Source organism: Modestobacter italicus (genome assembly GCF_019799965.1).
Taxonomy (GTDB): Bacteria; Actinomycetota; Actinomycetes; order Mycobacteriales; family Geodermatophilaceae; genus Modestobacter; species Modestobacter italicus_A.
Genome location: NZ_JABGCJ010000001.1, coordinates 607699 through 634205 on the forward strand (window position 1 = coordinate 607699; position 26507 = coordinate 634205).

The window sequence follows — 26507 nt, forward strand, 5'->3', positions numbered from 1 at the left end:
TCTGGGCCAGCGCCCGCACCGACCGGCTCCTAGGGTCGGGGCGTGAGCACGGCAGCGGCCCCTTGACCTCGATCGACCACCCCGAGCTGGCCGCCGGCGTCGGCTTCGTCGCGAAGGACCCGTGGCACCCCGCGATCCGCCGCGAGCACATGATCGCCGGCCAGCTGGTCGACCGTGGCGCACCGGTGCGGTTCGTCCAGGCGCCCAGCGACTGGCGCCGGCTGCGCACCGATCCCGGCAACTGGCGGCGCCACCTGCTCCGGGGGCGTTTCCTGCCGGCCGCGCCGGGCGTCACCGTCTCCGAGCGCTCGACGCTGGTCCCCGGCCTGCGCGGCCCGGTGGCCGAGCGGGTCGACGCGGCACTGCTCGGCGGCTTCCTGCGGCGCTCGGACTGGGCGCCGGCGCTGACCGTGCTGATGTTCCCGTGGGAGTGGCGCGCGGCGCGCTCGCTGGGCGGCCGGGTGGTCTTCGACTGCACCGACGACTGGGCACGGCTGCTCCCCCAGGCGCGCGGCCTGCCCGACCAGCTGCGCCGGATCGCCGACGAGGCCGACGAGGTGGTCGTGGTCAACCAGGTGCTCGCCGACCTGTTCCCCGGCCGGACGCCGGTCGTCGTCCCCAACGGCACCGACGAGGTGCTGCTCTCCGCGCCGCGGACCGGTCCGCGGCGGGAGCGGCACGCGGTCTACGTCGGCAGCGTCGCCGAGCGGTTCGACGTGGAGCTGGTCCGCCAGGTGCTCACCACGCTGCCGGACTGGACGCTCACCGTGCACGGGCAGCTGGTGTTCCCCCAGCGGGCGCAGGCCGCGGCCGACCGCTTCCTGGCGCTGGAGCGGGAGTTCCCCGGGCGGTTCACCTACGCCGGGCTGCTCGGGCGCGACCGGTTGCCCGCGGTGCTGGACGCGGCCACCGTGGGGCTGATCCCCGACGTCGCCAGCCGGGCGCTGGGCCAGTCGTCGATGAAGACCTACGACTACTGCGCCCGCGGGGTGCCGGTGGTCTCGACCGCCGGCCACCTGGAGCACTCCAGCGACGTGCCACCGCACACCGCCGTCGTCCGCTCGGCGGCGGAGATGGCCGAGGCGATGGTGGCCGCCGCGGCCGAGCCGGCCGGGTACGCCGAGGCCCGGACGGCGTGGGCGGCCGACCGCACCTGGGACCGGCGCACCGACGCCTGGCTGGACGCTGCGCTGGGGAATCGACCGGTGGGTGTGACAGGAGTGCATGCGTCACGGACTCGCAACGCCGGCTGACCGTGTGTCGACCGGGTCGGGACACAGCGTCGCCCTAGCTTTCCGGCATGACGCAGACCGCAACTCCTCCGGTCGCCGGGTCCACCGACCCCGCCATCGCCCTGGCCGACGCTCTCCAGGCCGGCTTCGCCGCCCAGCGGGCCGCCCACCAGCGCACCAAGATCCCGGTGAGCCGCCCCGCCGTCCCCTGACCGAGCGGTCGCCCGGGGCCACCGCCCCGGGCGACCGGAGTTCAGCGACCGGTCTCGGTGACCCGGCCGGGCTGCACGACCGGCAGCTCGAGGGAGTGGGCGTCGGCGGCCCGGCGGGTCCAGCCGGCCGGCAGCACGAGGCGCGGCGCGACACCGATCAGGACGGCGACGAGGAAGGCCACGCCGGCCAGTGCCTCGCCGCTCTCCTCCACGAAGATCGCGGGAGCCGCTGCCCGGAGTCCCCACATGTGCGTGACGGCGGTCGACACCGCCGACAGGCCGACCGCGGCGACGGCGTACGCCCCGAGGCAGGTCAGCAGCCGCCGTCGGTCGCGGCGCTCGTGTCGGCTGAGCCACCACAGCCAACCGACGGTGGCCAGCGCGAGGGGGGCGGAGAGGAGCAGCCCACGGACCGGGTCGTCGCCTGCGACTGCGCGGAGCACGGTGACGTGCAGGTTGCCGCCGACCTTCACGACGGCGATCCCGGCCGCGACCGCCGCTACCGCGGTCCACCAGGTCCGCCGCCCGGGCATGCGCGAGGCACCGAGACCGGCGGCGACGGCTGCAGCGACGAACACCCCGGCGACGAACAGCCGCGCCAACGAGAAGGGTGCCTCCATCGACAGCGGTATGGCGATGGACGGTGGCGCGTCTAACGCGAGGGTCAGCAGACCCACGAACTCCAGGGCGAGCGCAGTGCTGGCCAGGACGACGGCGAAGCGGGGTACGGGCACACGCCGACGCACCTCGCTCAGAGTTCGACTGGTGGCCACGGCACGTGTCTACCGGACGAACCGCCCCGTCCCAGCGGGACATCGTCACCGTTGGTGTTCATGCGGCTCATGAGGCGGCTGGGCGTGGAGGGCAGCATCCTGGGGCGGTGCAGCGAGCACTGCGGTCCGTGCTGAGGTCGACCCGTCGGGCGACGCCAGCTGTCCGCACAGTGTTCACGTTCGCGCAGCAAGGACAGGACCTCCGTGGAACGTGCCGCGGGCACCATGCTGGGGTGCCGCTGCTCCCCGACGCCTCGCGTCACACCCGCCGGCGCACGCTGCACGTGCACCGCTTCCGCCGGCTCGGTGACGACCCGTTCAGCGGCGGGAGCCACTACGGCTGCCGGTGCGGCGTCGTCCGAACCGGCTTCTGACCCGGCCCGCGACGCGCCCGGTCGGCGCTTGCCAGACTGCTGCCATGGCGCAGACCCGGACCCGGCTCACCCACGCCCAGTTGGCTGAGCTGGCCCGGCACGCCTTCGGGCTGAGCCCCACCCCGCCCGACCTGCCGGCGGACACCGACTTCGAGGACGCCGAGGGCGTGCTGGTCGCCAGCACCGGCACCGACGGCCTGGCCGTCCGGGAGATCCCCCGCTGGCGCTCGCCGGCCGAGGTCCGGGCCGAGCTGGACCGCCGGGGCTGGGCGCAGCCGGCGGCCTGGGTCGGCCGCCCCCCGGAGGACGCCGGCGGGCTGCCCGACCGGTTGCTCGTGCTGCTGCCGGTCGCCGGCACCGCCCCCGACGCCGCGGAGATCTCGCTGACCGCCGCGGCGTGGGCACAGCGGGCAGGCGGCCGCGAGCTGATGGTCGTGCCGGTACCGGTGACCGCGGCCGGCCCGGAGATCGGCTGGCCGGAGCTGGCCACCGCCTACGGCGCCGGCCCGGTGGCCAGCCGGGTCGAGCCGGACCCGCTGTCGACCGGCGGGCGGGTGGTCGTGTTCACCGGGCTGTCCGGGGCCGGGAAGTCCACGATCGCCGGCCGGCTGGTGGAGCTGCTGCTGGAGGCCGGCCGCACGGTGACCCTGCTGGACGGCGACGAGGTGCGCACCCACCTCTCCGCCGGGCTCGGCTTCTCCCGCGCCGACCGGGACACCAACGTGCGGCGGATCGGCTGGGTGGCCGCGCAGATCGCCAAGCACGGCGGCTGGGCGGTGTGCGCGCCGATCGCGCCCTACGCCGCGACCCGCGCCGAGGTGCGGCAGCTGGTGGAGGCCCAGGCGGGGCCCGGTTCCTTCGTGCTGGTGCACGTGGCCACCCCGCTGGAGGAGTGCGAGGCCCGGGACCGCAAGGGGCTGTACGCCAAGGCCCGGCGGGGCGAGATCGCCGAGTTCACCGGGATCAGCGACCCCTACGAGGAGCCGACCGACGCGGAGCTCACCATCGACACCCGGCGCAGCTCGGTCGACGAGAGCGCCCGGCTGGTGCTCGACTACCTCACCGGCAGCTGAGCGATCGCCGCCAGCAGCTGGCCGGCCAGCTCGGGGCGGCAGACGACCAGGTCGGGCAGGTACGGGTCGGGCTGGTTGTAGCGCAACGGGGCGCCGTCCAGCCGGCTGGTGTGCAGGCCGGCGGCCCGGGCGACGGCGACCGGCGCCGCCGAGTCCCACTCGTACTGGCCACCGCCGTGCACGTAGGCGTCGGTGACGCCGTCCAGCACCGACATCGCCTTGACCCCGGCCGAGCCCATCGGCACCAGCTCCGCCCCCAGCCGCGCGGCGAGCTCCTGTACGAGGGCCGGTGGCCGGCTGCGGCTGACCGCCAGGCGCAGCGGTCCCGGCCGGCGCGCGGGAGCCGGCGACGGTGCGACGGTACTCAGCGTGCGGCCCTCCGCCGGGAGCGCGACGGCCCCGGCGACCAGGTCACCGCGCTCCCACAGCGCCACGTGCACCGCCCAGTCGCGCCGGTCGAGCTCGGCGAACTCCCGGGTGCCGTCGAGCGGGTCGACGATCCAGACCCGGTCGGCCGTCAGCCGGGCACGGTCGTCGACACCCTCCTCCGACAGCACGGCGTCCCCGGGGCGGGCGGCGCGCAGCCGCTCGAGCAGGAACTCGTGGGACTCGGCGTCACCGGCCGCCTTGCGCGCGGCCGCGTCAGGGAGGTCCCGGCCCCGCACGCGCAGCAGCAGCTCCCCGGCGGCGGTGGCCAGTTCGGCGGCGAGGACGGCGTCGGAGCGGGGGTCGGCGGCGGGGGCGGTCACCGGACCACTGTCCCAGTCACCGCTCGCGCCGCCCCGCCGAGGCCACGGCCGTCAGCACCGCGCACACGCCGAGCGCCCAGCCGGCGATGACGAAGAGGTCGCCGCGGTGCACACCCCGTCCGGGCCGCAGCACGAGGAGGACCGGCCCCTCGTCGGCGTACCGGCCGGTGACCAGCAGGCAGGCGAAGGCGGTCAGCACGCCGAGGGCGACCGACGCACCCAGCCAGCGCAGCGCGGACCAGAACGGGTGGGTGCCGGCCCGGCCGGCGGGCCGGACCGGCGTGGGGTCAGTACGCCCCGGAACCGCGGACCACCGCACCCAGCGTCTTGCCCAGGATCATCAGGTCCATCGCCAGCGACCAGTTCTCCACGTAGCGGACGTCGATGCGCACCGAGTCGTCCCAGGAGAGGTTCGACCGGCCGCTGACCTGCCACAGGCCGGTGATGCCCGGCTTGACCAGCAGGCGGCGGCGCATGTCGAAGCCGTACTGCTCGACCTCGCGGGTGACGTGCGGCCGGGGGCCGACCAGCGACATCGAACCGCCGATGACGTTGAACAGCTGCGGCAGCTCGTCGAGGGAGAAGCGCCGCATGACCGCGCCGACGCGGGTGACCCGCGGGTCGCGCTTCATCTTGAACTGGACGGCGTTGCCCTCGTTGAGCTCCATGAGGGCCTCGATCCGCTTGTCGGCGTCGGGCACCATGCTGCGGAACTTCAGCACCTGGAAGGGCTCGCCGCCCTTGCCGATCCGCTCGTGCCGGTAGAACACCGGGCCGCGGCTGGTGGTCTTGACCGCCAGCGCCAGGCCGAGCAGGACCGGCAGCAGCAGGACGACGGTGATGACGGCGACCGAGCGGTCGAACACGTCCTTGGTCACCCGGCGCAGGCCGCGGAATTCCGGGCGCTCCAGGTGCAGCAGGGGCAGGCCGCTGACCGGCCGGATGCCGACCCGCGGGCCGGCGAACTCGGTGACGGCGGGGGCCAGCAGCAGCTCGGCCTCGGTGGTCTCCAGGTCCCAGCCCAGCCGGCGCAGGCTCGCCCCGTCCAGCTCCGGCGAGGGGAGCACGGCGACGGTGTCGACCTCGTACCGGCGGACGACGTCCACGACGTCGGCGAAGCTGCCGAGCACCGGCAGGCCGTCGAAGACGGTGCCGGCCGGCTCGGCGGCGGGCAGGCAGACGCCGATGACCCGCAGGCCGTGCTTTGCCTGCCGCTCCAGCTGGGCGTGCAGCTCGGCGGTGCCGTTGCGGTGGCCGACCAGGATGGCGGTCTGCTGGAACCGGCCGTGCACCCGCTGGCTGTGCAGCCAGGCCCGCTGGGCGTAGCGCAGCAGCAGGGTCAGCACGGTGGCCAGCGGGAGGGCGACCACGACGAAGCTGCGCGCCAGCTCGAGCTTGAACGCCCAGGAGATGGTGCCGACGGCGGCCAGCAGCAGCGCGGCGGCGAAGAAGACCCGCCGGAACTCCTCGGGGCCGACCCAGAGGAAGCGCTCCTCGTAGGTGCGGGCGATCGCCATGGCGCCGACCCAGACCAGGGGCATGACGAGCACCGGCCAGGGCACCGTGGTCGCCGAGAGCGGACCGGTGTCGGGGAGCAGGCGGCCCACGAGGGCGGCGAGGACGGCCACGATCGCGTCACCCGCAACGACCCGGCGGACGTAGGTGCTGCGCCAGGCGCGGCGCGCGGCCGTGCCCTCGCCGCGGAGCCGGGCCACGGACCAGAAGCGGCGCCGGGCGACCACGTCGGTGCGTAGCTCGGCGACCTCGTCAGTGGAGTCGAGCAGTGACAATGTGTAACTCCCAGTGCGCTCCAGCCGGCTCGTCGTCCCCGGCTTCTCGTCGTCTTCCGTCAGGAACCGCGCTGTTCGACCGACCCTGGGGAACGTACGGTCTCGCAGCTCAACGCGCTGCCCCCTGTCCATGTGGCGAACGGTGACGCGGATCGTCACCGTGTGTATCTCGCCACCCGCGACCACGGCAGACTGGTCGCTCACTCACGGACAGTCGCGACGCGCAGGGGTCGCAACATGCCGTTCAATTGTGGGCGACCTGGTGGACTCTTCGTGAAATGGCTCACGTTTAGTCACTTTCCGGTGTCAGCGAGCGCCGGGCCCGCCGATGTGGTCATGCTCGGGACGTGGGCCTTGCAGACAACCGGACCGTGCGCGTCCTGCACGTGAGCCAGCCCGTCGAGGCCGGGGTCGCCAAGGTGGTCGCCGGCCTCGTCGGTGACCAGTGCCGGCGTGGGTGGGACGTGGCCGTGGCCTGCCCGCCGGAGGGCTGGCTGGCCGGCGTCGTCCAGGAGGCCGGTGCGCGGTTGGTCCCGTGGCAGGCCACCCGCTCCCCCGGCCCGACGGTGCCCCGCGAGACGCTGGCGCTGCGCCGCGTCATCGCCCAGGTCGCCCCCGACGTCGTGCACCTGCACAGCGCCAAGGCCGGCCTGGCCGGCCGGCTCGCGCTCCGCGGCAGCCGGCCCACCGTCTTCCAGCCGCACGCCTGGTCGTTCGAGGCCGTCACCGGACCGGTCCAGGTCGCCACCCGGCTCTGGGAGCGGACCGCCCAGCGTTGGACCGACCTGACGCTCAACGTCAGCCAGGCCGAGCTGGCCACCGGCCGGGCAGCCGGCCTGACCGGCCGCGCGGTCGTCATCCCGAACGGGGTCGATCCCGACGCCTGGACGCCGCGGGACCGGGCGGCCAGCCGTGCGGCCCTGGGCCTGGCCTCCCCCGATGCGCCGACGGTGGTCTGCGTCGGGCGGCTGGCCCGGCAGAAGGGCCAGGACATGCTGCTGGAGGCCTGGACCGCCGTGCGCCGGGCGGTCCCCACCGCACAGCTCGTGCTGGTCGGTGGCGGGCCCGACGAGGCGGCCCTGCGCGCCGCCGCCGGCGACGGCGTGCACTTCGCCCCCGGTGAGCGGCTGGCCGACTGGTACGCCGCCGCCGACGTGGTCGCCGTCCCCTCCCGCTGGGAGGCCGGCCTGCCCCTGGTGGCGATGGAGGCGATGGCCAGCGAGCGCAGCGTCGTCGCCTTCGACGTCGCCGGGATCGGGACCTACCTGGGCGGATCGGGCACCGCGGTGCCCCCGTTCGACGTCGCCGGGTTCGCCCGGGAGGTCATCGCCCGGCTGCTCGACCCGGCGCTCGCCGCCCACGAGGCCGCGATCGGCCGTACCGTCGCATCCACCCGGTTCGCCGCGGCCACCTCCCACGAGATCACCGCCACTGCCCTGCTGGACCTCCTGGAGCCGGGATGACCTCGCTGCCCGCCGGCCCGCCGGCGCCGACCGGACCGGACGCCGGCGCGACGAGCGGTGGTCCGGGCGGTCGGCCCGGACGTCGCCGGCTCGTCCTGGTCCTGGGCGCCGTCGCCGTGGCCGTCGCCGTCCTGGTCGGGGTGCTGGCCATCGTGGGTCGCGGCGACCGGGAGGTGCCGGTGGCAGACTTCGGGGCGGTGGGTGACGGCGTCGCCGACGACGGCGCGGCCCTGCAGCAGGCGCTGGACACCGCACCCGAGGGCGGGACGCTGGTCCTCCGGGACGGCGCCACCTACCGGTACTCGCAGGTCCTGACCGTGAGCACCCCCGGCCTGACGATCGAGGGCGCCGGCGCGACGCTGGAGGCGTCGGACGAGACCGCCTCCGCACTGAAGATCGTGGCCGACGACGTGACGGTCACCGGGCTGACCCTCACCACCCCCACCATCACGCAGCGGTGGGACCCCTTCGAGTCCACCATGGTCTGGGTCGCCGCCGACTCCGCCGTCCTGCGCGACGTGCACGTGCGCGGCGCGGGCGGGGCCGGCATCGCGGTCACCGACGGCGCCGGCGACTTCCTGCTCGACCGCGTGACCGTGACCGACAGCCGGGCCGACGGCATCCACATCACCGACCAGGCCCACGACGGCCGGGTGGTCTCCCCCGTCACCACCGGCACCGGGGACGACGGCGTCGCGGTCGTGTCGTACATGAAGGACGGCGGCCCCTCCGAGCGGATCACCATCGAGTCCCCCACCGTGAACGGGACGACGTGGGGCCGGGGCGTGTCCGTGGTCGGCGGCAACGACATCACCTACACCGACGTCACGGTGCGCGACACCGACGCGGCCGGCATCTACGTCGGCAGCGAGGGCGACCCGTACTTCACCTACGCCTCGGTCGGCGTGCTCGTCGACGGCGGCACGGTGACCGGCGCGAACACCAACGCCGACAAGGACCACGGCGCCGTCCTGGTCTACGCCGGCAACGACGACACCACGACCAGCGACGTCACCGTGCGCGACCTGACCATCAGCGGCACGCGCCCCAGCTCGCCCTGGGACGTCGGCGTCCTGCTCGACCCCGACTCCGCGGTCGAGCAGGTCACCTTCGAGGAGTTCCGGATCAGCGAGGGTCCGGCCGTGCCCTTCTACACGAACGACCCCGCCGCGGTACGGCTCACCGGGATCGAGGACGACGGCGCCGCGGTGCCCGACCAGGGCGGCTGGTGACCCGGCGCGTCCCGTCGTCGCCGTCCCGTACGTGGACCAGGTGACCTGATCACCGTCCGTCCCCCTGCACCAGCGTCGGTGCGGGGGGACAGCCGTCGGTGCAGGGGGACGCGGGCCGGCGGGCGCCGGCAGGGGAGCCCCGACGGCACGATCCGGTGACGGTCGCGGACGTCGCGTCCCGGTGGTCACACCGGGCGCCGGGGCTGCCGATGACAGAGCCGAGGACCGTGCGCCAGGGGTTGCTGGGACTCGTGTGACGAGTGAGCTGACTGTGTGCAGCAAGTAGCGCGTCGTTCACGGAGCGTCTTCGTACGCCGCCCATCCTGGGTGCGTGGGGACGCCGCACAGCGCCGTCGGCTCCTCCGCGGTCGACCGGACCGGGGCGCCTCGCGCCCGGACCGCGACCGTGTCACCCCGACGCACAGCCGGCTCAGCCCACAGCCGCGCGCTCCGCCTCCTGGAGGCCCGATGACCTCGCTCCACAACGCCGGCCCCGACGTCGACGAGCTGGTGTTCCTCGACCCGACCCCGGAGGAGGCCGCGCCCCGCGGTCGCAGCCGGCGGGTGGCCGTGCTGGGCACCGCGTTCGCCGTGTGCCTGACCGCCGTCGGCGTGCTGTCCGTGCAGGGTGTGCAGACGGCGGACACGCCGGCACCGGACGTGGTCACCGCCTCGCCGCGCGCCGCCGCACTGCAGGCCGCGTCCCCGACCTCCACCGCGCAGGCCCCGAGCGCCTCCGCGGTCCCCCCGACCGGCTCGACCGCGTCCGCCGGCGCCTCGACCACGGCCACCGGCGCCGCCCCGGCCGTGGTGAGCCCGGCCGCCGGCGCCGAGCCCGCCGCCGTCCAGCCCGTCGCCGCACCTGCGCCGGCCAAGCCCGCCGCGGTCGCCCCCGCCGGCACCGCCGCCCTGCCGGCCGCGCCCGCCCCGACCGCACCGCAGGCCGTGTCCACGGCCCGGGGCGTCCTGCCCGTCGAGAAGTTCGGCGCCACGGGCGACGGGCGCACCGACGACACCGCCGCTCTGCAGAAGGCGCTGGACAGCGTGCCGGTCGGCAGCGTCCTGCAGCTCAAGGCCGGCGCGACCTACCTGCACTCCGACGTGCTGCGCCTGACCCGGTCGGACGTCACGGTGTCCGGGCCCGGCGCCACCCTGCTGGCCACCAGCGAGGCCCGGTCGTCGTTCCACGTCACCGGCTCCCGGGTCCAGGTCACCGGGGTCACCTTCGCGCTGACCTCCTCCACCCGCCGCTGGGACGCCCCAGCCCAGGACAAGGTCCGGGTCTGGGGCAACGACGTCGTCCTGCGCGACGTGCGCGTCGAGGGCGCAGCCGCCGCCGGCATCTTCATCGACGGGTCCGCGCGCTTCCTGCTGGACCGGGTCATCGTGTCCGACAGCCGCGCCGACGGCATCCACATGAGCAACGGTGCGCGGGACGGCCGGGTGGTCTCCCCGGTCACCAACCGCACCGGGGACGACGGGGTCGCGGTCGTGTCGTACAGGTCCGACGGCGTCGTGAGCGCCCGGATCCAGGTCACCTCGCCGACGGTCAACGGCACCACCTGGGGCCGCGGCATCTCGGTGGTCGGCGGCAACGACATCAGCTACACCGACGTCACGATCCGGGACACCGATGCCGCCGCGGTCTACCTCGGGAGCGAGGCCGAGTACGACACGTACCCCTCGCAGCGGGTCCTGGTCCGCGGCGGCACGGTGACCGGCGCCAACAGGAACACCGCCAAGGACCACGGCGCGCTGATGGTCTACTCCGGCAACACCGGCCCCCAGACCAGCGACGTCACGCTGCAGGACCTGACGGTGCGGGACACCCGCAGCAGCGCGACCTGGAACATCGGCGTGCTCGCCAACCCGGGCGCGGGCCTCAGCCGGGTCAGCCTGACGCGGATCTCGCTCGCCGGTGGACCGGCGATGCCGATCTACACCAGCACGCCCGCGGCCGTCCGGGTCACCGGGCTGGTGGACGACGGCGCGCCGTCGTCCTTCCGCAGCGGCTGGTGACGGCTCAGCCGGCGGGCTGCGCAGCCGGACGGCGTCCGAACGCGTAGGCCCTGGCGGTCCAGGCCGACAGCACGGTGACGGCGTCGTCGCCGGGCAGGCCCTCGGGCCGGTGGGCCAGCGGCACCGGCGGGCCCCAGCGCGTGTAGCGCTCCGCGAGGCCGGCGGGCACCAGCAGCAGGTTGGTGTCGGCCGCCCGGCGCAGCTCGGCGGCCCAGCGGGCGGGGCGGGTCAGCACGGCCCGCACCTCGGCGGCGTCGAGCACGACCACGGTGGGCCGGCGACCGGCCACGACGTCGCGTCCGGCGGCGGCTGCGCCCCACAGGACGACGACGTCGACGTAGCTGAGGTCGACCCCGGCGAGCTCGGCCGGCGGGTGCACCCGGGCGTGCCAGCCGGCCGCCGTCTGCACCGCGGCGGTCGCGGTGGCGGTCGGCGCGTCCGCTCCGGCGGCCACGTGCACCACGGTCAGCGTCTCGGCGTAGACCGGGGTGGACAGGACCCCGCTCACGTCAACCGGCACGGCGCACCGCCTCCAGGGTCTCCTCGACGACGTCGTCCCAGCCGCGGCGGGCCGGCCGGACCGCCGCGGCCGGGCGGGTACGGCGCAGGTGGGCGACGATCGCCCGCGCCCAGACCTCCGGTCGGCGACCGGGCAGCCGCTCGGCGCCGGCCGGGGACGCCTCGGCCAGCGCCGGGTCCTCGGAGGTGAGCAGCGGGGCGCCGAAGGTGAGCGCCTCGGCGGCGGGCAGCCCGAACCCCTCGGCCAGGCTCGGGCACAGCACCACCCGGGCGTGCTCGTAGAGCCAGCGCAGCTGGGCGTCGGGCACGTGCCCCATCGGCGCGACGGCGCCCTCGGCGGCCAGCGCGGCGAAGGCCTGGCCGCGGTCGGTGGGGCCCCAGCTGTCCGGCCCGACGACGACGAGGACGGCGTCGGGCAGCTCGGCCCGCACCTGCGCCCAGGCGTCGACGACCAGCCCGACGTTCTTGCGCGGCGAGGGGTCACCGACGACCAGGGCGAACGGCCGCCCGGTCAGCTCGGGCACCGGCTCGGCGTCGACGGAGGTCAGCGACGACCCGTCGGGGTGGTGCACGACGGACGTGCGGCCAGCGACGGAGGGCAGGTAGGCCGCGACCCGGTCGCGGGTGGCCGCGCTGACGCAGACCAGTGCGTCGGCCGCCCGCAGCGAGGCCAGGTAGGGCCCGCGCACCAGCAGCCGCTTGGCCAGGCCGAAGTCGTACGGCCGGTCCAGGGCCAGCATGTCGTGCACGGTGAGCACGCCGATGCCCGGCACGCCCCGTGGGAGCAGGTGCTTGGTGCCGTGGACGACGTCCATCCGCCCACCGACCCGGGCACCGGCGAGCCGCTCGACGGCGGAGGCCAGCGGCCCGCGGCCGGGCAGGGTGTGCACCCGGTCGGGCTCGACCACGTCGCTGAAGGCGCTCTCGGCGCCGGCGCCGGCGAGCACGTGCAGCTCGACGTCGTCGCGGACGGCGAGGCCGCGGGCCATCTCCATGACGTAGCGGACCATCCCGCCACCGCCTCCGCTGGGCGGTACGTGGGTGGCCACCAGCAGGTAGCGCAGCGGGCGGGGCATCAGAGTCGGGCTCCGGTTCGTCGTCGGCGGGCTCGGTTGACCAGCAGGGCGACGACCACGAGGGCCAGCAGCCCCGGGGTGGCCCGCCCCTGGCCGATGTAGAAGTAGCGGGGCAGCTCCAGCAGCGTCAGCACGAACACCGGGTAGAGCAGCAGGCCCCAGATCCGGCCCTCACGCAGCGAGCGGTAGAGGGTGCCGGCGAGCAGCCCGGCGAGCACGTAGAACACCAGCCCGCCGGCGACGCCCAGGTCGACGAACGGGCTGGCCACGCCGCCGTAGTTGTTGAACTCGGGGTTGCCGAACTGCTCCAGCGCCAGGGTGTACGCCGGGTCGGCGTCGACGCCGGTGAGGGTGGCGAAGAGGTTGGCGCTGCCGACGCCCGGTGCGGTCCAGAACGCCGACCACAGGTCGTAGGGCAGGCCGGGGCTGTCCTGGTGGAGCAGCCGGATCGCGCCGTTGTTGTAGGCGGTCACGTAGTAGCCGGCGAACCGCTCGACCACGAACACCGGGAAGGACTGCCCGCCCTGCGCGGCGTAGAAGACCCAGCTGCGGGAGTACTCGAAGGCGGCGAAGACCAGGACGACCACCGGCAGCAGGACGGCGGGCAGGAACGCCGCCCGGCGCGCGCCACGCGTGCTGCGGGACATGCCGGCGACCACCAGCACCAGCATCGGCACGAGCAGCTCGAGCAGGGCCAGCCGCTCGGTGACGAAGAAGGCGCGCACCAGTGCGAGCAGCACGACGACGACGAGCCGGCGGGTGTAGCGGGCGCGCCGGCCGTTGGCGATCAGCAGCACGCCGGTGACGACGACGAAGCCCAGCCCGAACTGGGTCATCGTGGTGAGACCGGGGACGGTGCCCAGCCGGTCGCGGATGCCCAGCCCGTAGAGCTCCTGGTTGATCAGCGAGGTCAGCAGCAGGGTGGGGCTCAGCCCGACCCGGACGGCCTGCGCGGCGTAGGCGATGTAGCCGACCATGGTGAGCCAGAACAGCACCGTGGCGGAGCGCTCGAGGATGCGCAGGTCACCGGTGGACAGGCCGGGCCAGTGGGCGACCCGGCGCACGCCGCGGGTGCCGGGCAGCATCGCCGCGCCGAGGAAGAGCACCAGGCCGAGGCTGAACCACAGCGTCCAGTGCAGGTCGATCGACTTCGGGGTGCCCCACAGGGCGCGGTACCGCTCGTCGGGGATCGCCAGCGCCAGCCAGGTGGTGGGCAGGGCGACCAGGCCGATCAGCGCCAGCGGGGACAGCCACCAGACGCCGGGGGTGCCCCCGACCTCGGCGCCGCGCGGCCGGACCCGCCGGGGCCGGACGGCGGTCAGCACGCTCATCGCGGCGTCCCCGGGCCGTCGACGACCACGCCGGGGCCGGCGCCGCTGCCGGTGACCGCGCTGTTGTCGGTGGCCGCGGTCGCCGTGGCGTCGGTCGCGGTGTCGTCGTCGTCCGGTCCGCGGCCGGCGAGCAGGAGCAGGCTGCGGCGCAGGTGCAGGCCGGGCAGCGGCGCCGTCCCGAAGGCCCGCCGGCAGGCGAACGCGTAGGAGCCGAACAGCAGCGCGGTGGCCGAGGCGCTGGCGATCGACAGCGCGAGCGGGCCGCCGAGCACGGCGGCGAGCACGGCCGCGGGGACGGCGACGAGCATGGCCACGCCGACGGCGCCGGCGGCGGTGCGGCCGTTGCCGGTGACGACGAGCAACACCGCGCAGGCGCCGAAGACGGCCATGCCCAGGCCGCCGGTGGCCAGCACGGCCAGGTAGGGGGCGGCGTCGTCCAGGCCCTCGCCGTAGATGGCCAGCACCTGGGGGGCGAGCAGCCAGACGGCGATGACGAGCACGACGGTGACCGCGGTGGAGAGGGTGGCGCTGGCCCGCAGGAGGGCGAACACCCGGTCGCGGCGGCCCTCGGCCCACAGCCGGGCGGCGACCGGGGTGATGGCGATGTTGGCCAGGCCCTCGAGCACGGTGACCTGCATGGCCAGCACGCTGGCGGTCGAGTAGAGCAGCACCTCGTCGGCGGGGAACGCCGCGCCGGCCAGCCAGACGTCGCCGCGGCCGACGAGGAAGGCGCCGAGCTCGACGGTGAACAGCCAGGCCCCGGCGGCCATGGCGACCAGCATCGACCGCCACCAGCGGGTGCCGGTGCTGCCCGACCGCAGCGGCAGCCGGACGACGACGACGAGCAGCAGCACCAGCGAGGTGCCGGCGTAGGCGCTGAGCAGGGTGGTCAGGGTGGTCTCCCCGCCCTGCACCAGCGCGACGACCAGCATGGCCAGCAGCGCGAGGATCGACCGGCTGTGGTGGGTGGCGGCCACCGACCAGGTGATCCGGCCGAGTGCTGCGTAGACGTCGCTGATGGTCAGCCGGAGGGTCTCCAGCACGATCAGCCCGGCGACCAGCGCGACGACCAGGCCGCGGTCCTCACGGACGACGACGGTGGCGACCCAGGCGACCAGCGGGGCGGTGACCACGCTGAGCAGGGCGACGGCGCGCAGGTGGGCGACCACCTGCACGGCCACCTCGGCGGGTGAGCCGGCGGCGGCGATCGCCCGGATGGCGCTCTGCCCGAGGCCGAGGCGGCCGACCATCGGGCCGAGCATCAGCGCGCCGAGGATCGCCAGGAACCCGGCGGCGGCCCGGGCGTCGAGGGTCCGGACGGCCACCACCGAGGTGAGGAAGGTGGCCACCAGGCCCAGGACGGCGACCACCATGCGCAGCCCGAAGCTCCGGCGGACCTCCTGGGTCTGCTCCGCCGCGACCGCCAAGGTCAGACCTCGCTGGGGACGGTCTCCTGCCGAGGCGACGTGGTCTCCTCCGCAGGGTGGCCGGCGGGGGCGTCGACCTGGGCCCGGCCGAGGTGGCCGCTGGTGGTGGTGACGACGACGCCGAGCAGCGGGGCGCTGGAGCCGCTGACGTCGCGGACGGCGGCGAGCGCGCCCTCCAGCGAGGAGACGCCCTCCCCCACGACCACGACGGCCTGGTCGACGTGCCGGGCGAGGTCGTGGGCCCGGACGCCGGTGGTGAGCGCCGGGGCGTGCAGCAGCACCTGCCGGCCGGCGGCGCGCTGCCGGGCGACGGCGGCGGCGAGCGCGTCGTCGTCGAGCTGGGCGGGCAGCTCGACCACGCTCAGCGCGGAGGTGACGACCCGCTCGGTGCCGTCGGCGCGACGCTGGCCGTCGGGGCGCTCGGCGTGGGCGGCGGAGGCGGTGGTGAGCAGGGCGACCGGGGCGCCGCCGGAGGCGATGGCCCAGGCGAGCTCCCAGGCGACCTCACTGGCCCCGGCGCGCTCGTCGGCGCCGAAGACGGCGAGGCTGCTGGCACCGCGGCCCACCTCGGTGACCTGGGGCACCAGGAGCCGGGCGGCGGAGAGCGCGCGGGCGTTGGGCACCCGGTTGGGCACCTGGCGGCCCCGGCCGCGGACCCGCCCGGCGGGCAGCCGCGGAAGCAGCACCGTGACGCCGGCGGCGACGAGCAGGCGGGCGTCGAACAGCCGGCTGGTGGTCGCCCGCCAGATGGCGCCGGCGGCGAGCAGCAGGACCGCGCCGAGCACGGCGCCGACGAGGCCGGAGAGCAGCCAGGCGGGGGCGCCGGAGGGCTCGTCGGCGGTGGGGCCACGCAGCACCGGAACGAGGCCGGGGACGCGGGTGGCGGCGGCCTGTAGCTCGCTCTGCTGGGAGAGCAGCCGCTGCACCTCCTGGCCGACCGGGGTGCCGGCCTCGTCGGTGCCGCCGAGCACGGCCAGCGCGTCGAGTCGCTGCTGGACCGCGGCCAGGGCGGCGGTCACCGACTCGCCCGCTGCCTCCTGGCGCTGCGCGACGTAGGCGTCGAGCAGACCGCCGACGGCCGCGGTGGCCTGGTCGGCGGTGGGCGCGGTGGCGCTGATCCGCAGCACGTCGGCGGTGCCGACCTGGGTGACGGACAGCGAGACGTCGTCGTCCTGCTGGCCCTGGCGCAGGGACTCCAGCGCCTGCAGCTGACCCTCGACGAACGTGTCGGTGTCGGTGTTCGTGGTGCTCGTCGCCAGCGGGCTGTTCAGCGCCCGTGCGTCGGGGACCACCTCGAACGTCGCCGACGCGGTGACCGCCTCGTCGCGGGTGGCGCCGACGACGGCGCCGATCAGGCCACCGAGGAGGGCGCCGATCAGGGCGAGGGTGGCGAGCCAGACCAGCGGCGCAGCCGGGCCCGGCCAGGTGTCCGCCCGGGAAGCACCCTGGGCCTCGTCCTGCTGATTACCGTGAGTCACCGACCGTGTGCTGGTCGCCCCCGTGGTGCTGCTGGTCATCTACTGGCGTCCTCTCGTCTGACTGGCGGAGTCCGCCCGCTGACAGCGTTCGAATGATAGGGCGAGCGGGGTTCGCCACGGGCCCGGAGAACACGTTCGGGTGACCGTCGTGACCCAGCCGTGCCCCTCTGACGTGACACAGCTCCCATCTGCATCGACGCCGGAATCGATCTAGGTTGAGGCCCGTGACCGAGGCCCCCGCGCGCCCACAGCGGGTCCACGCGATCGACGTCGCGAGGGCCGTCGCCATCGTCGGCGTGGCCGCCAACCACTCCATCGACGGCATGCTGAACGCCGGTCTCATCCCGGCGGATCATCCTCTGGAGACGGTCAACTCCGCGCTCTACCTCTTCCGCATGCCGGCATTGGCGTTCCTGCTGGGGCTGTTCGTGCCGCGAGCCGTCACGAAGCGTGGCGGGGTGGGCTACGTGCGCGAGCGGGTCTCGTTGATGCTCTACCTCTACCTGCTCTGGTACGTGCTGCAGAGCGCAGCCGAGGCGGCCACGAACGGCCTGAAGAACACGCCCCGCGACACCGGCTCGATCTGGTCGGTGTGGATCACCTTCGCGCACCTGTGGTTCCTGCCGTTCCTCATCGTCACCTCCGTGGTGCTCGCCGTTTCCCGGCCGTGGGTGAGCCGTTCACGAGGCCTGGTGGTCGGTGTCGCACTTCTCGGCGTGAGCCTGGTCACGTGGGGCTGGAACCCGGACGTCTTCGGCCTCACCGGACTGTCGCTGCTCGTCTTCGCCGCGGCCGGTTCGGTCGTCGGTCTGCCACTGCTGGGCGCGCTGATGCAGCGCTCGGTGTGGGGGTGGACGGCGGTCGGCGCCGTCGGCCTGGCTGCCCTGGTGCTGATCGACCAGCTGGACGTCGTCCCGGGCACCGTGCCCGCCCCGGCCGACCTGGCACAGAGCGCGCTGAGCCTGTGCGCGGCCGTCGCCGGCACGGTGGCGCTGCTGGCGGTCTCGGTGCTGCTCTCGCACGTGACGCCGCTGCGCGGGCTGCTCGCCGCTATCGGCCGGCGCACGCTGCCGATCTACCTGGCCCACGTGATCGTGGTGGCCGGGGTGCGGGTGGTGCTGCTCGCCGTCGGCGTCGACGAGCCGTTCGTCATCGCCGCGATCGCGATCCCGCTGGGTGTGGCCGTGCCGTTCGTGGCGGCGGTGTTCGCCGAGCCGCGCCCCTGGGCGAACTGGGTCTTCGACCTCCCCCGCCCGTGGAAGACCTGGTCGCAGGGCGCCCGCCCGCCGGCAGCACAACGCCCCCTGGCCCATGTGTCCCAGCCCCGCCAGGGCGAGCACCCCCTTCCCCCAGCGCCGGACTCCACCCAGGCCTGAGCCGGCGCTCGCTCGACGGGTTGCCATGGTGGCGAGGAACAGCGCCATGGTTGCCGAGACGCTCGCTGCGGGCCAGGTCAGTGCAGCGGCCACCGCGGCGGTCACCGACGCGTGGGGCAGCAGCGGGGTCATCCGCTGCGCCCGGGCCGCCGAGAGCGACCGAAGCAGCAGCCCCTGCCCCTGGTCGAGTTGGGCGCCACGGTCGGGACCTGGACAGCTCCACCGCCCGGGCCGCCTGACCACCGTCAGAAGACCTGCTCACCCTGATCTTCCAGGGCGTGTTCCTCGGAGCAGAACACCAGCCCGTGCCCTCGCCGCCCCTGGTTCGGCGGAACGGTCACCGTGCAGTCATCGAACGCGCCGGCGAGGTTCCCGTACATGCACTCGTGCGCAGCATCGGCTGGCACTGCACCAGCGAGCCGATGCAGCAGACGCCGTAGCCCCCCACTGGACACGCATCAGATGCTCGTGTGTCACCTCGGGTTTCCGCAATGCTCATTCACCCGCCAGGACCAACGGGCGCAACGTCACCCTGCCGCTGAGGAGGATGTCGCGTCGGGGCGGCGTGCTGCTCGTCGAGCCGGCGGCTCAGCCGGCGCGGCGGCCCAGCGCCCGATAGGTCCAGCCGGCGTCGGTCCAGCTGTCCCGGTCGAGCGCATTGCGGCCGTCGAGCACCCGCTTCTGCTTGACGATCTTGCCGAAGGCCACCGGGTCGAGTTCGCGGTACTGCTTCCACTCGGTGAGCAGCAGCACGGCGTCGGCACCCTTCGCCGCCTCTTCCGGGGTGTCGACCACGTCGAGCTGGGGCCAGCTGCGCTTGATGTTCTCCCCCGCGGCGGGGTCGGTGACCTGCACGACCGCGCCCTGCAGCTGCAGCTGGGCTGCGACGTTGAGCGCGGGCGAGTCGCGGATGTCGTCGCTGTCGGGCTTGAAGGCCGCTCCCAGCACGGCGACCCGCTTGCCGAGCAGTGAGCCGTCGCAGACCTCGCGGGCCAGCTCGACCATCCGGATCCGGCGGCGCATGTTGATGTTGTCGACCTCCCGTAGGAAGGTCAGCGCCTGGTCGGCACCGAGCTCGCCGGCCCGGGCCATGAACGCGCGGATGTCCTTCGGCAGGCAGCCCCCGCCGAAGCCGAGGCCGGCGTTGAGGAACTTGCGGCCGATCCGGTCGTCGTGCCCGATGGCGTCGGCCAGCTGCTTCACGTCGGCGCCGGTGGCCTCGCACAGCTCGGCCATCGCGTTGATGAAGGAGATCTTGGTGGCGAGGAAGGAGTTCGCCGCGGTCTTCACCATCTCCGCGGTGGCGTAGTCGGTGATCACCTGCGGCGTGCCAGTGGCCACGATCGAGGCGTAGACCTCGTCCAGCATCGCCCGGGCCCTCTCCCCGTTCCCGTCGGCCGGCAGGCCGTAGACCAGGCGGTCGGGGTGCAGCGTGTCCTGCACGGCGAAGCCCTCGCGGAGGAACTCCGGGTTCCAGGCGAGCATCGCGCCGGGCACCTTGCCCTCGACCAGCTCGGCCAGTCGGGCGGCGGTGCCGACCGGGACGGTGGACTTGCCGGCGACCAGGTCGCCGGGCTTCAGCGCCTCGAGCAGCGACTCCACCGCGGACTCGACGTAGCGCATGTCCGCGGCGTACTCGCCGCGCTTCTGCGGGGTGCCCACGCAGACGAAGTGCAGGACGGCGTCGCGCGCGTCGGCCATGTCGGTGCTGAACCGCAGCCGCCCGGAGGCCAGCGAGCGGCCGAGCAGCTCCTCGAAACCAGGCTCGTAGAAGGGCGCCTTGGCGTCCTGCAGCGCCGCGATCTTCGGCTGGTCGACGTCGATGCCGACGACGTCGTGACCCAACTCGGCCATCGAGGCCGCGTGCACGGCTCCCAGGTAGCCACAGCCGATGACAGAGATCTTCATGGACGTCGTCCCTCCCCGCGCGTACGGGGGCGGAGGCCCCGCGCAGCGGAACGGTAGAAGAAGCAGGCGTCCGGGCGCCAGCGAGAGCGACCCCAGCGGGGGTTCGACGAACGGCGGAGCGATCAAGGTCACCCGGCGAGAGAGTCCGGTTCCGGTCGCCCGCCCCTGACGGGTGAGGCCGTTCGTGGAGCGCAGGTCCCACCCGATCGCGCCCAGCTACTGTCCGGCAGTTGACCACGCAGATCACGGGGGCACACCGATGAGCGAGCGAGACCCCGATAGTGCCGCGCCGTCCGGACGCGACGCGTCGCCAGAGGATGCCTGGACGCTCCCGGTGGCCGATGGTCCGGCGGGAGCCGCCGACGACAGCTCAGACGGCGAGGCCGCACCGCGCCGTCGTTGGCTGCGCCGGACACTGATCACCCTTGGCGTCCTTGGCCTGGTGCTCGCACTCACGATCGGAGCCGGGGCGTGGTTCTTCACCAACCGGTACGGCGGCAACATCGACCGGGTCGGCGATGTCTTCCAGGCACTCGACGAGGAGTCCCGACCTGCGGCCCCCTCCCCCACGGGCGAGGCGTCCCAGGCGACTGAGGACCCGATCACCTTCCTGCTCGTCGGCTCCGACACCCGTGCGGAGATCGCTCCAGGTGAGCTCCCCGACGCCCGGTCCGACGCGATCATGCTCGCCCGGTTCTCCGGCGACCGCGAGCACGTCCAGGTCGTCTCGATCCCGCGCGACTCGTGGGTGGACATTCCGGGACACGGCAAGAACAAGATCAACGCGGGGTACGCGCTCGGTGGGCCGACGCTGCTCATCCAGACGATCGAGCAGCTGACCGGCGTCCGGATCGACCACTACGCGGCGATCGACTTCAACGGGCTGATCCAGGTGACCGACGACCTGGGCGGGGTGGACGTCCTCGTCTCCGAGACGACCAGCAACGGGCCGTACACGTTCACCGCCGGCCTCAACCACCTCAACGGCGAGGAGGCCCGCTGGTACGTCGGCCAGCGCTATGACCTGCCCGGCGGCGACTTCGACCGGGTGAAGCGGCAGCAGAACTACCTGCGGGCGATGTTCACCAAGCTGTTCAGCCAGGAGGTGTTCACCTCCCCCGCCAAGCTGGACTCGACGCTGCTGGCCGTCACGAGAGCAGTGGCGGTGGACGACGGGCTGGGCAACGGCCACCTGCTGGCGATGGCCTACTCGCTGCGCGGGCTGACCCCGTCCGAGGTCGAGTTCTTCACCGCCCCGGTGCTGGGCACCGGCATGGAGGGGCCTGCGAGCGTCGTCTACCTCGACCCCACGACAGGTCAGCGGATGTGGGGCTATCTGCGGACCGATTCGCTTGGCCAGAACGCGGATGAGTTCGCCGACGAGACACTGCCTGAAGTGCCGCGCTGAGCAACCCGGATCAGTAGGCGCCAGCGCCTCGAACGACGGCTCCCAAGGTCTTCCAGAGGATCATGAAGTCGAACGTCAGTGACCAGTTCTCGACGTACCGGACGTCGATTCGGACCGAGTCGTCCCAGGACAGATCGGAACGCCCGCTCACCTGCCAGAGTCCCGTGATCCCCGGCTTCACGAGGAAGCGGCGGTGCATGTCGAAGCCGTACCGCTCCACCTCACTCGGCAACGGCGGCCTCGGACCGACAAGCGACATATCGCCGCGCACCACGTTGATCAACTGCGGCAGCTCGTCGAGCGAGTAGCGGCGAAGCACCCTCCCGATGTGAGTGACACGGGGGTCGCCCTTCATCTTGAACAGCACCCCGTTACCGTCACTCCGCGAGTCGAGGTCCCCCACCAACCGATCAGCGCCAGCCACCATGCTGCGGAACTTGAGCATTTCGAAGGTCTGCCCGTCACGGCCGACGCGTTCCTGACGGTAGAAGACCCCACCACGACTGGTGAGGCCCACCACCAGCGCGAGGGCGACCAGCAGCGGCGCCAAGAGCAGCAAACCCGCCGCAGCAGCCGACCGATCGAAGCTCTCCTTGGTGAGCCTCCGGACTCCACGGAGCTCTGGCCGCTCGAGGTGCAGCAGCGGAAGTCCGCAAACCGGACGGATCCGAACCCGGGGCCCAGCGATCTCGGTGACGGCGGGCGCGAGCAGCAACTCGGCCTCGGTCTTCTCCAGTTCCCACCCGAGGCGGCGCAGGGCTGGGCCGTCGAGCTCCGGCGAGGGCAGCACGGCAACGGTGTCGACCTGGTACTCGCGGACGACATCGACGACCTCTTCGAGGCTGCCGAGCACCGGCAGACCGTCGAACGCCAACGGCTGGCTGCCGGCGACAGCTGGTGGCAGGCAGCAGCCGATCACCCGATAGCCGTGGTAGGCCTCCCGGTCGATCTGCTCGTGCAGCGCTACGACACCATTCCGGTGACCGACGATGATGGCGGTCTGGAGGAACTTCCCCTCAGCCCGCCTGCGGTGCAGCCAGGAGCGGTGCCCATACCTCAGCATCAGTGTGAGGGCAGTGGCCAACGGCAGTGCGAGGACGACGAAGCCACGAGCGAGCTGGAGTTGAAAGGCCCACGAGACGGCGCCCACAGCCGCCAACAATGCGACGGCAGCCGCCAAGACCCTCCGGAACTCCTCCGCGCCGACCCAGAGGAAGCGCTCTTCGTACGCGCGAGCGACGAACATGATCGCCACCCAGACCGGCGGCAGGAGAGCGGCCAACCACAGCGACGACTGCGCGGGCGTCAGAGCACCAGCATCTGGACCAAACCGAACGAGGTAGCCGACGACGGAGGCAGCGACTGCGGCGAGGACGTCGCCCGCAACGATCCGTCTGACGTAGGCGGCTCGCCACGCGCGACGTGCATGCGTCCCGTCACCGCGTAACCGTGCAGCCGGCGCGAGCCGACGTCGGGCAGCCGTCGCGGCACCCAGTCCAAGTGCCCCACGCTCATCGAGCAGGCTCATCCGACGCACCCCCGTGTCGTCCACCGACGACCCAATGACAGCGTCGGCGTGTATTTCTGAGTCAGCCGGGGAACAGCAGTTCGCCAGCGGGGGAAACGTAGCCAAGCTCTTGACTAATTGGCAGTGCCATTATCGTCATCATGTGAACACGCTGTGTTGCAACTCTCGGCCCTGACTACAAGCTGGACTCTCTTGCACACTCACTGCAGGCGCCACGCGCACAGTCGCAAACATTGTGCACTTCCGAGACTGTCGTGATGCTCATCACTCTGTCGATCGGACAGGTCGATCGGCCCGGCCAACTGGGAACTGCGGAGCCCAGGGGCACCTGCGGTGCACCTGCGGTCCGACTCGCCACCTGACGTGCGACTCCGGAGAACGGGCCGTCCAGCAGCCTTCCGCATCAACACAGCCAGCACCGCGTCAACGGCGGCCGTCACCGGAAGACGGCGTGTCGCCCCGCCGGAGTCGTACCGGCAGGTCAACCACCACCACCGACGAGGGCATCACCGCCCTGGTGTGCTCACGGGACGTTGGTCGACCGACTCCGTGAACCAAGACAACGAAGCGCCAGGTTCCGAATGACCCATGTGTGACGTTCCGTGAGCCAATACAGCGGATAGGTGAGTGCGATCACCATTACGGCGAGCACGTATACGGCCCCAGTCGTGAACGCCTGACTGCCGTTCCACCAGTCTCTCGAGATGACGACTGCAAGGACGACGAGCGGCCTGTGGAAGACGTACATGGAGTAGGACCACCCGCCTACCCACTCACCTACGGAGACCCACCGACGAGGCCTCTCCCCCCCTGCACCCAGGCACAGCCAGAGAAGAGGTACCGATGCAATGGCGACACTCGGGTAACCAACATATGAGGTGGGCTGCACGAGATTCGACCCGAGAGCGACGACGAAGAGCAACGATGCACTTGCCGCCCACGCAAGCACGGCACGTCGCGCAAGCCACCCCTCGAAGCGCGAGTCAGCTCCAAGACGCAAGCGAGCTCCAGCGACACCAACACCAACGAGCCAGGCAGGAAAGAGCCAGAGCACCTCGATCCCGAAAATGACCACGACTGCCCCGAACAGAAGGAGCGCCGCGCCAAGCCGCAGGGGTCGCCGCTCGACGACGGCGAACCAGGCAGTCGTAGCAGCGGCGAACGCGACATAGAACCAGAACTCGTACGCCAGCGACCACAGCGAGGTGTTGGTCCCGAAACTCTCGCAGCGGGTGGGCATCAAGAAGACGGCGTTGCAGGCGGCTGCCCCCACATCGCGCGACGGGTCCGGACCTACGGCGTCGACCGTGACAGCATCCAAGCCGATCGAGACGGAGTCGACGGCCAATGTGAGCAACAGGCCGGGGAGAAGAACCGTCCAGAGCCGCGAGAGGCGCTTGGCCAGGTAGTCACCCCAGTGAAACCGCCCCTCCCGCGCTTGGCGCAACACCTGCCCGCCAACGAGGTATCCGCTGATGACGAAGAAGACCGCCACTGCCTCCTGCGCGAAAGACGTGGGGATCAGCAGGAGACGGAAGACGCCAGAGGCGGACTGATCCAGATCTCGAGCACTGAAGAGGCTGTCCCTGGAGTGCCCCAGGACGACCAACACCGCCGCCACGCCCCGGACGACATCAAGACCCCGACTGTGACTCAATCGCTGCTCGGTGGCCGCGGTCATCGGTAGCCCGAACGATCACCGCGAGGCTGTCGCGCGACGGGGGAGCACCAGGTGAGGGCGCGAGCGAAGCGGTGCGCGAGTTCGCCAGCTCGGCCACGGGGCGGTAAGTGCCACATGCTCTAAACCGCCACTCCTAGGTGACCCCCCGCAAGCCGACGGCTCACGGTAGAGGGGGCCCGCAGCGAGCACCATGCCCTGAGCCCCAGCTCACACCCCGCCGGCACAACGCGTCGAGCGCCAGGACGGCCTCGGCCGTACGGCCAGCGGCCCGCGCGAGCACGCGGCTGGCCACTCGCTCCGGGCGACCTGGTCAACACCCCGCTGGCGGATCGGCCTTCCCGCGAGACCGGTTGCACGCGTCCTCTATGACGCGCGCCTGCGCCTGTGGCCGCCCCTCGCCCCTCTGGTAGGCGTCAAGTGCGTACATCTCATTGCCAGTGGCGAGCCACTCGCCCGCGGCCCAGTAAGTGGCCCCGATCTCTGCGTCATTCAGCAGCTCGTAGGCCAACTGCCCGACGCCGTTCCACTCAGCCGCGTCAGGCCCGCTCGGCCAACCGATCTCGCCGACGAACCCGCGCTGGTCGTGCTCCGCTAGCCATGAGGTGTAGTTGCCGATCTCGCTCTCGATTCGATCAGAGAGGCTCACCCAGCCGCGGGCGATGGCGTCAGCCTCGGTCGCCTGATACGAGTCGACATAGGCGCCGGAGGTGTTTGCGTCGAAGTAGATGTGGGCTTCGTAGTAGACGTTGTCAGCCGGGTCGTCAATCCAGGGCTCCCCGTTCTGCCGCGACCAAGCCCACACGCCACTCCACTCGTGACCGGCCACGAGCACTGCTCGCTCATCGCCCGCCGCCCGGATCGCCTCTACCGCGGCCTGGCTGTACCGGTTCCACGTGCTGCCCGAGCCCAGCCCACCCTCTGAGGGCAGCCCCCAAGGTTCGTTCATCAATCCATAGGCCACGATCGCTGTCTGGTCCGAGAGGGAATCGGCCAGCCTCTTCCAGACATCAGCGAATGCCTCAACCGAGATTCCCTGCCCCAAGACGACCTGGGTGTCGTCTGGAAGCCAGTATCGTCCGTAGTTCTTCATGTCCAGGATGACCAGCAGTCCCGCCTCACCGGCGCGCTGCACCACCTCTCGGAGCTCCCGCAGCCCCTGAGGGTCCAACTCCCCACCAAAGCGGTGTTGCACCCGCTCCCACAAGAAGTCCACCCGGACCACCCGGTGCCCACGTTCGTAAAGATATTCATAGAACTGCGCACTGTTCCAGTGGTAGTCGGTTTCGGCGATGCCGGGAACGCGCTTCGGATCTTCCTGCGACCCCCCGCCTCCCTGCGTGTTCACCCCCCGCAGGAAGTCGAAGTCATCCAACGCGGGCGCGAGCGCGAGCGGCTCAGGGGGTTCAGGGAGCTCAGTCGACTCTGGTAGAGCCGGCGGCGGGACGCCCGCGTCCCTGCCAGTTCCGTCATGTTCACGCGTCGCTGGTCCGGTCGACACCGGAGCTGGCGGCGTCTCAGCTGCCTGCCCTGGAGCGTCCTCCGCAGAGGCAGGCAGGCGGCCCGCCCCCTGGCTGCAGGCACACACCAGGCCGACGACCAACGCGGCGATGAGACCTCGGCGTGATGCAGCAGCGGGCCTGGGCACTGTCCAACGGTAGCTCAGGCGATCACTGCCTCAACTGTCCAGTTGAGCTCGCGGTGAGATGGGCACCTCAACCGAATTCCCAGCGATCCGGCTCTTTGCTAGCACCTCCTGTTGCGAGGCACGGGGGGCGGTATTGGAGATCGCGACAATCCCGGCGAACAGGTGACGCACACGAACGCAATCGCCGAAGCTCCCGTCGCTGGGTGACCTTCA

General features: G+C 72.8%; 22 protein-coding genes. 9 read left to right on the forward strand and 13 right to left on the reverse strand.

Annotated features, from left to right (window positions below; all coding sequences use genetic code 11):
* Positions 1–62 precede the first annotated feature (62 nt).
* Both HLA93_RS03040 and HLA93_RS03045 read left to right on the forward strand, forming a co-directional pair.
* Positions 63–1253 (forward strand): hypothetical protein, encoded by a 1191-nt coding sequence (locus HLA93_RS03040; RefSeq protein WP_222192771.1) that lies wholly within the window; start codon positions 63–65, stop codon positions 1251–1253.
* A 47-nt stretch (positions 1254–1300) separates the two neighbouring features.
* Positions 1301–1444 carry a hypothetical protein gene (locus HLA93_RS03045; protein WP_222192772.1) on the forward strand — a complete coding sequence of 48 codons (144 nt, stop codon included), beginning with the start codon at positions 1301–1303 and terminating at the stop codon, positions 1442–1444.
* A 41-nt stretch (positions 1445–1485) separates the two neighbouring features.
* Here the strand turns inward: HLA93_RS03045 and HLA93_RS03050 are convergent, their stop codons facing one another.
* Entirely contained in the window at positions 1486–2178 is a 693-nt protein-coding gene (locus HLA93_RS03050) for a hypothetical protein (RefSeq protein WP_222192773.1), read from the reverse strand.
* 272 nt (positions 2179–2450) lie between these two features.
* Between HLA93_RS03050 and HLA93_RS03055 the strand changes: the two genes are divergently transcribed.
* Together HLA93_RS03055 and cysC are read left to right on the forward strand one after the other, a co-directional pair.
* Positions 2451–2591 carry a hypothetical protein gene (locus HLA93_RS03055; RefSeq protein ID WP_222192774.1) on the forward strand — a complete coding sequence of 47 codons (141 nt, stop codon included), beginning with the start codon at positions 2451–2453 and terminating at the stop codon, positions 2589–2591.
* A gap of 44 nt (positions 2592–2635) precedes the next feature.
* Positions 2636–3664: an adenylyl-sulfate kinase gene (cysC, locus tag HLA93_RS20680; protein WP_246625495.1), complete on the forward strand. Its 1029-nt coding sequence runs from the start codon at positions 2636–2638 to the stop codon at positions 3662–3664.
* On the opposite strand, the gene HLA93_RS03065 is transcribed toward cysC, so the two are convergent.
* Genes HLA93_RS03065 through HLA93_RS03075 form a run of 3 tightly spaced genes read right to left on the reverse strand, consistent with a single transcriptional unit; the run spans position 3646 to position 6203 of the window.
* Positions 3646–4413 (reverse strand): 3'(2'),5'-bisphosphate nucleotidase CysQ, encoded by a 768-nt coding sequence (locus HLA93_RS03065; protein ID WP_222192775.1) that lies wholly within the window; start codon positions 4411–4413, stop codon positions 3646–3648. The genes cysC and HLA93_RS03065 overlap by 19 nt on opposite strands.
* A gap of 16 nt (positions 4414–4429) precedes the next feature.
* Positions 4430–4732 carry a hypothetical protein gene (locus HLA93_RS03070; protein ID WP_222192776.1) on the reverse strand — a complete coding sequence of 101 codons (303 nt, stop codon included), beginning with the start codon at positions 4730–4732 and terminating at the stop codon, positions 4430–4432.
* Positions 4701–6203 carry a sugar transferase gene (locus tag HLA93_RS03075; RefSeq protein WP_246625496.1) on the reverse strand — a complete coding sequence of 501 codons (1503 nt, stop codon included), beginning with the start codon at positions 6201–6203 and terminating at the stop codon, positions 4701–4703. Before HLA93_RS03075 ends, HLA93_RS03070 begins: the two co-directional genes overlap by 32 nt.
* Before the next feature lie 347 nt (positions 6204–6550).
* On the opposite strand from HLA93_RS03075, the gene HLA93_RS03080 reads away from it, so the two are divergent.
* The 3 genes from HLA93_RS03080 (at position 6551) to HLA93_RS03090 (ending at position 10917) form a co-directional block, all read left to right on the forward strand.
* The gene (locus HLA93_RS03080; protein WP_222192778.1) at positions 6551–7666 is read left to right on the forward strand and encodes a glycosyltransferase; all 1116 of its coding nucleotides are present in this window, start codon (positions 6551–6553) and stop codon (positions 7664–7666) included.
* Positions 7663–8898, forward strand: coding sequence for a glycosyl hydrolase family 28-related protein (locus HLA93_RS03085; protein WP_222192779.1), 1236 nt, complete (start codon positions 7663–7665; stop codon positions 8896–8898). The genes HLA93_RS03080 and HLA93_RS03085 overlap by 4 nt, the downstream gene beginning before the upstream one ends.
* A 468-nt stretch (positions 8899–9366) precedes the next feature.
* Complete coding sequence (locus tag HLA93_RS03090; RefSeq protein WP_222192780.1) at positions 9367–10917, forward strand: glycosyl hydrolase family 28-related protein; 1551 nt, start codon at positions 9367–9369, stop codon at positions 10915–10917.
* A gap of 4 nt (positions 10918–10921) precedes the next feature.
* Here the strand turns inward: HLA93_RS03090 and HLA93_RS03095 are convergent, their stop codons facing one another.
* The 5 genes from HLA93_RS03095 to HLA93_RS03115 are packed head-to-tail and all read right to left on the reverse strand — an operon-like array spanning position 10922 to position 16787.
* Positions 10922–11437, reverse strand: coding sequence for a hypothetical protein (locus HLA93_RS03095; RefSeq protein WP_222192781.1), 516 nt, complete (start codon positions 11435–11437; stop codon positions 10922–10924).
* A complete protein-coding gene (locus tag HLA93_RS03100) occupies positions 11427–12512 on the reverse strand; it encodes a glycosyltransferase family 4 protein (protein WP_222192782.1) in 1086 nt (361 codons plus the stop codon). The genes HLA93_RS03095 and HLA93_RS03100 overlap by 11 nt, the downstream gene beginning before the upstream one ends.
* Positions 12512–13843: an oligosaccharide repeat unit polymerase gene (locus HLA93_RS03105; RefSeq protein WP_222192783.1), complete on the reverse strand. Its 1332-nt coding sequence runs from the start codon at positions 13841–13843 to the stop codon at positions 12512–12514. The genes HLA93_RS03100 and HLA93_RS03105 overlap by 1 nt, the downstream gene beginning before the upstream one ends.
* On the reverse strand, positions 13840–15270 hold the full coding sequence (locus tag HLA93_RS03110; RefSeq protein ID WP_222192784.1) for a lipopolysaccharide biosynthesis protein: 1431 nt from the start codon (positions 15268–15270) through the stop codon (positions 13840–13842). Before HLA93_RS03110 ends, HLA93_RS03105 begins: the two co-directional genes overlap by 4 nt.
* Positions 15271–15272: 2 nt before the next feature.
* Positions 15273–16787: a hypothetical protein gene (locus HLA93_RS03115; RefSeq protein WP_222192785.1), complete on the reverse strand. Its 1515-nt coding sequence runs from the start codon at positions 16785–16787 to the stop codon at positions 15273–15275.
* 185 nt (positions 16788–16972) lie between these two features.
* On the opposite strand from HLA93_RS03115, the gene HLA93_RS03120 reads away from it, so the two are divergent.
* Positions 16973–18124, forward strand: coding sequence for an acyltransferase family protein (locus HLA93_RS03120; protein ID WP_222192786.1), 1152 nt, complete (start codon positions 16973–16975; stop codon positions 18122–18124).
* A gap of 588 nt (positions 18125–18712) precedes the next feature.
* Here the strand turns inward: HLA93_RS03120 and HLA93_RS03125 are convergent.
* The gene (locus tag HLA93_RS03125; protein ID WP_222192787.1) at positions 18713–20032 is read right to left on the reverse strand and encodes a UDP-glucose dehydrogenase family protein; all 1320 of its coding nucleotides are present in this window, start codon (positions 20030–20032) and stop codon (positions 18713–18715) included.
* A 442-nt stretch (positions 20033–20474) separates the two neighbouring features.
* On the opposite strand from HLA93_RS03125, the gene HLA93_RS03130 reads away from it, so the two are divergent.
* A complete protein-coding gene (locus HLA93_RS03130) occupies positions 20475–21440 on the forward strand; it encodes an LCP family protein (protein ID WP_308127912.1) in 966 nt (321 codons plus the stop codon).
* Between the two features lie 10 nt (positions 21441–21450).
* On the opposite strand, the gene HLA93_RS03135 is transcribed toward HLA93_RS03130, so the two are convergent.
* The 3 genes from HLA93_RS03135 to HLA93_RS03145 form a co-directional block, all read right to left on the reverse strand.
* Entirely contained in the window at positions 21451–22968 is a 1518-nt protein-coding gene (locus HLA93_RS03135) for a sugar transferase (RefSeq protein WP_222192789.1), read from the reverse strand.
* Positions 22969–23491: 523 nt separating this feature from the next.
* Positions 23492–24649 carry an acyltransferase family protein gene (locus tag HLA93_RS03140; protein ID WP_246625498.1) on the reverse strand — a complete coding sequence of 386 codons (1158 nt, stop codon included), beginning with the start codon at positions 24647–24649 and terminating at the stop codon, positions 23492–23494.
* 310 nt (positions 24650–24959) lie between these two features.
* Positions 24960–25994, reverse strand: a complete 1035-nt coding sequence (locus HLA93_RS03145; protein ID WP_222192791.1) for a glycoside hydrolase family 5 protein — start codon at positions 25992–25994, stop codon at positions 24960–24962.
* Positions 25995–26507: the final 513 nt, after the last annotated feature.

What these genes read in the sequence shown, in the direction of transcription:
- HLA93_RS03105 (WP_222192783.1), bottom strand. Translation starts at nt 13,843, where the DNA reads ATGAGCGTGCTGACCGCCGTCCGGCCCCGGCGGGTCCGGCCGCGCGGC.
- HLA93_RS03100 (WP_222192782.1), bottom strand. Translation starts at nt 12,512, where the DNA reads ATGCCCCGCCCGCTGCGCTACCTGCTGGTGGCCACCCACGTACCGCCC.
- HLA93_RS03045 (WP_222192772.1), top strand. Translation starts at nt 1,301, where the DNA reads ATGACGCAGACCGCAACTCCTCCGGTCGCCGGGTCCACCGACCCCGCC.
- HLA93_RS03125 (WP_222192787.1), bottom strand. Translation starts at nt 20,032, where the DNA reads ATGAAGATCTCTGTCATCGGCTGTGGCTACCTGGGAGCCGTGCACGCG.
- HLA93_RS03135 (WP_222192789.1), bottom strand. Translation starts at nt 22,968, where the DNA reads ATGAGCCTGCTCGATGAGCGTGGGGCACTTGGACTGGGTGCCGCGACG.
- cysC (WP_246625495.1), top strand. Translation starts at nt 2,636, where the DNA reads ATGGCGCAGACCCGGACCCGGCTCACCCACGCCCAGTTGGCTGAGCTG.
- HLA93_RS03115 (WP_222192785.1), bottom strand. Translation starts at nt 16,787, where the DNA reads ATGACCAGCAGCACCACGGGGGCGACCAGCACACGGTCGGTGACTCAC.
- HLA93_RS03140 (WP_246625498.1), bottom strand. Translation starts at nt 24,649, where the DNA reads ATGACCGCGGCCACCGAGCAGCGATTGAGTCACAGTCGGGGTCTTGAT.
- HLA93_RS03090 (WP_222192780.1), top strand. Translation starts at nt 9,367, where the DNA reads ATGACCTCGCTCCACAACGCCGGCCCCGACGTCGACGAGCTGGTGTTC.
- HLA93_RS03085 (WP_222192779.1), top strand. Translation starts at nt 7,663, where the DNA reads ATGACCTCGCTGCCCGCCGGCCCGCCGGCGCCGACCGGACCGGACGCC.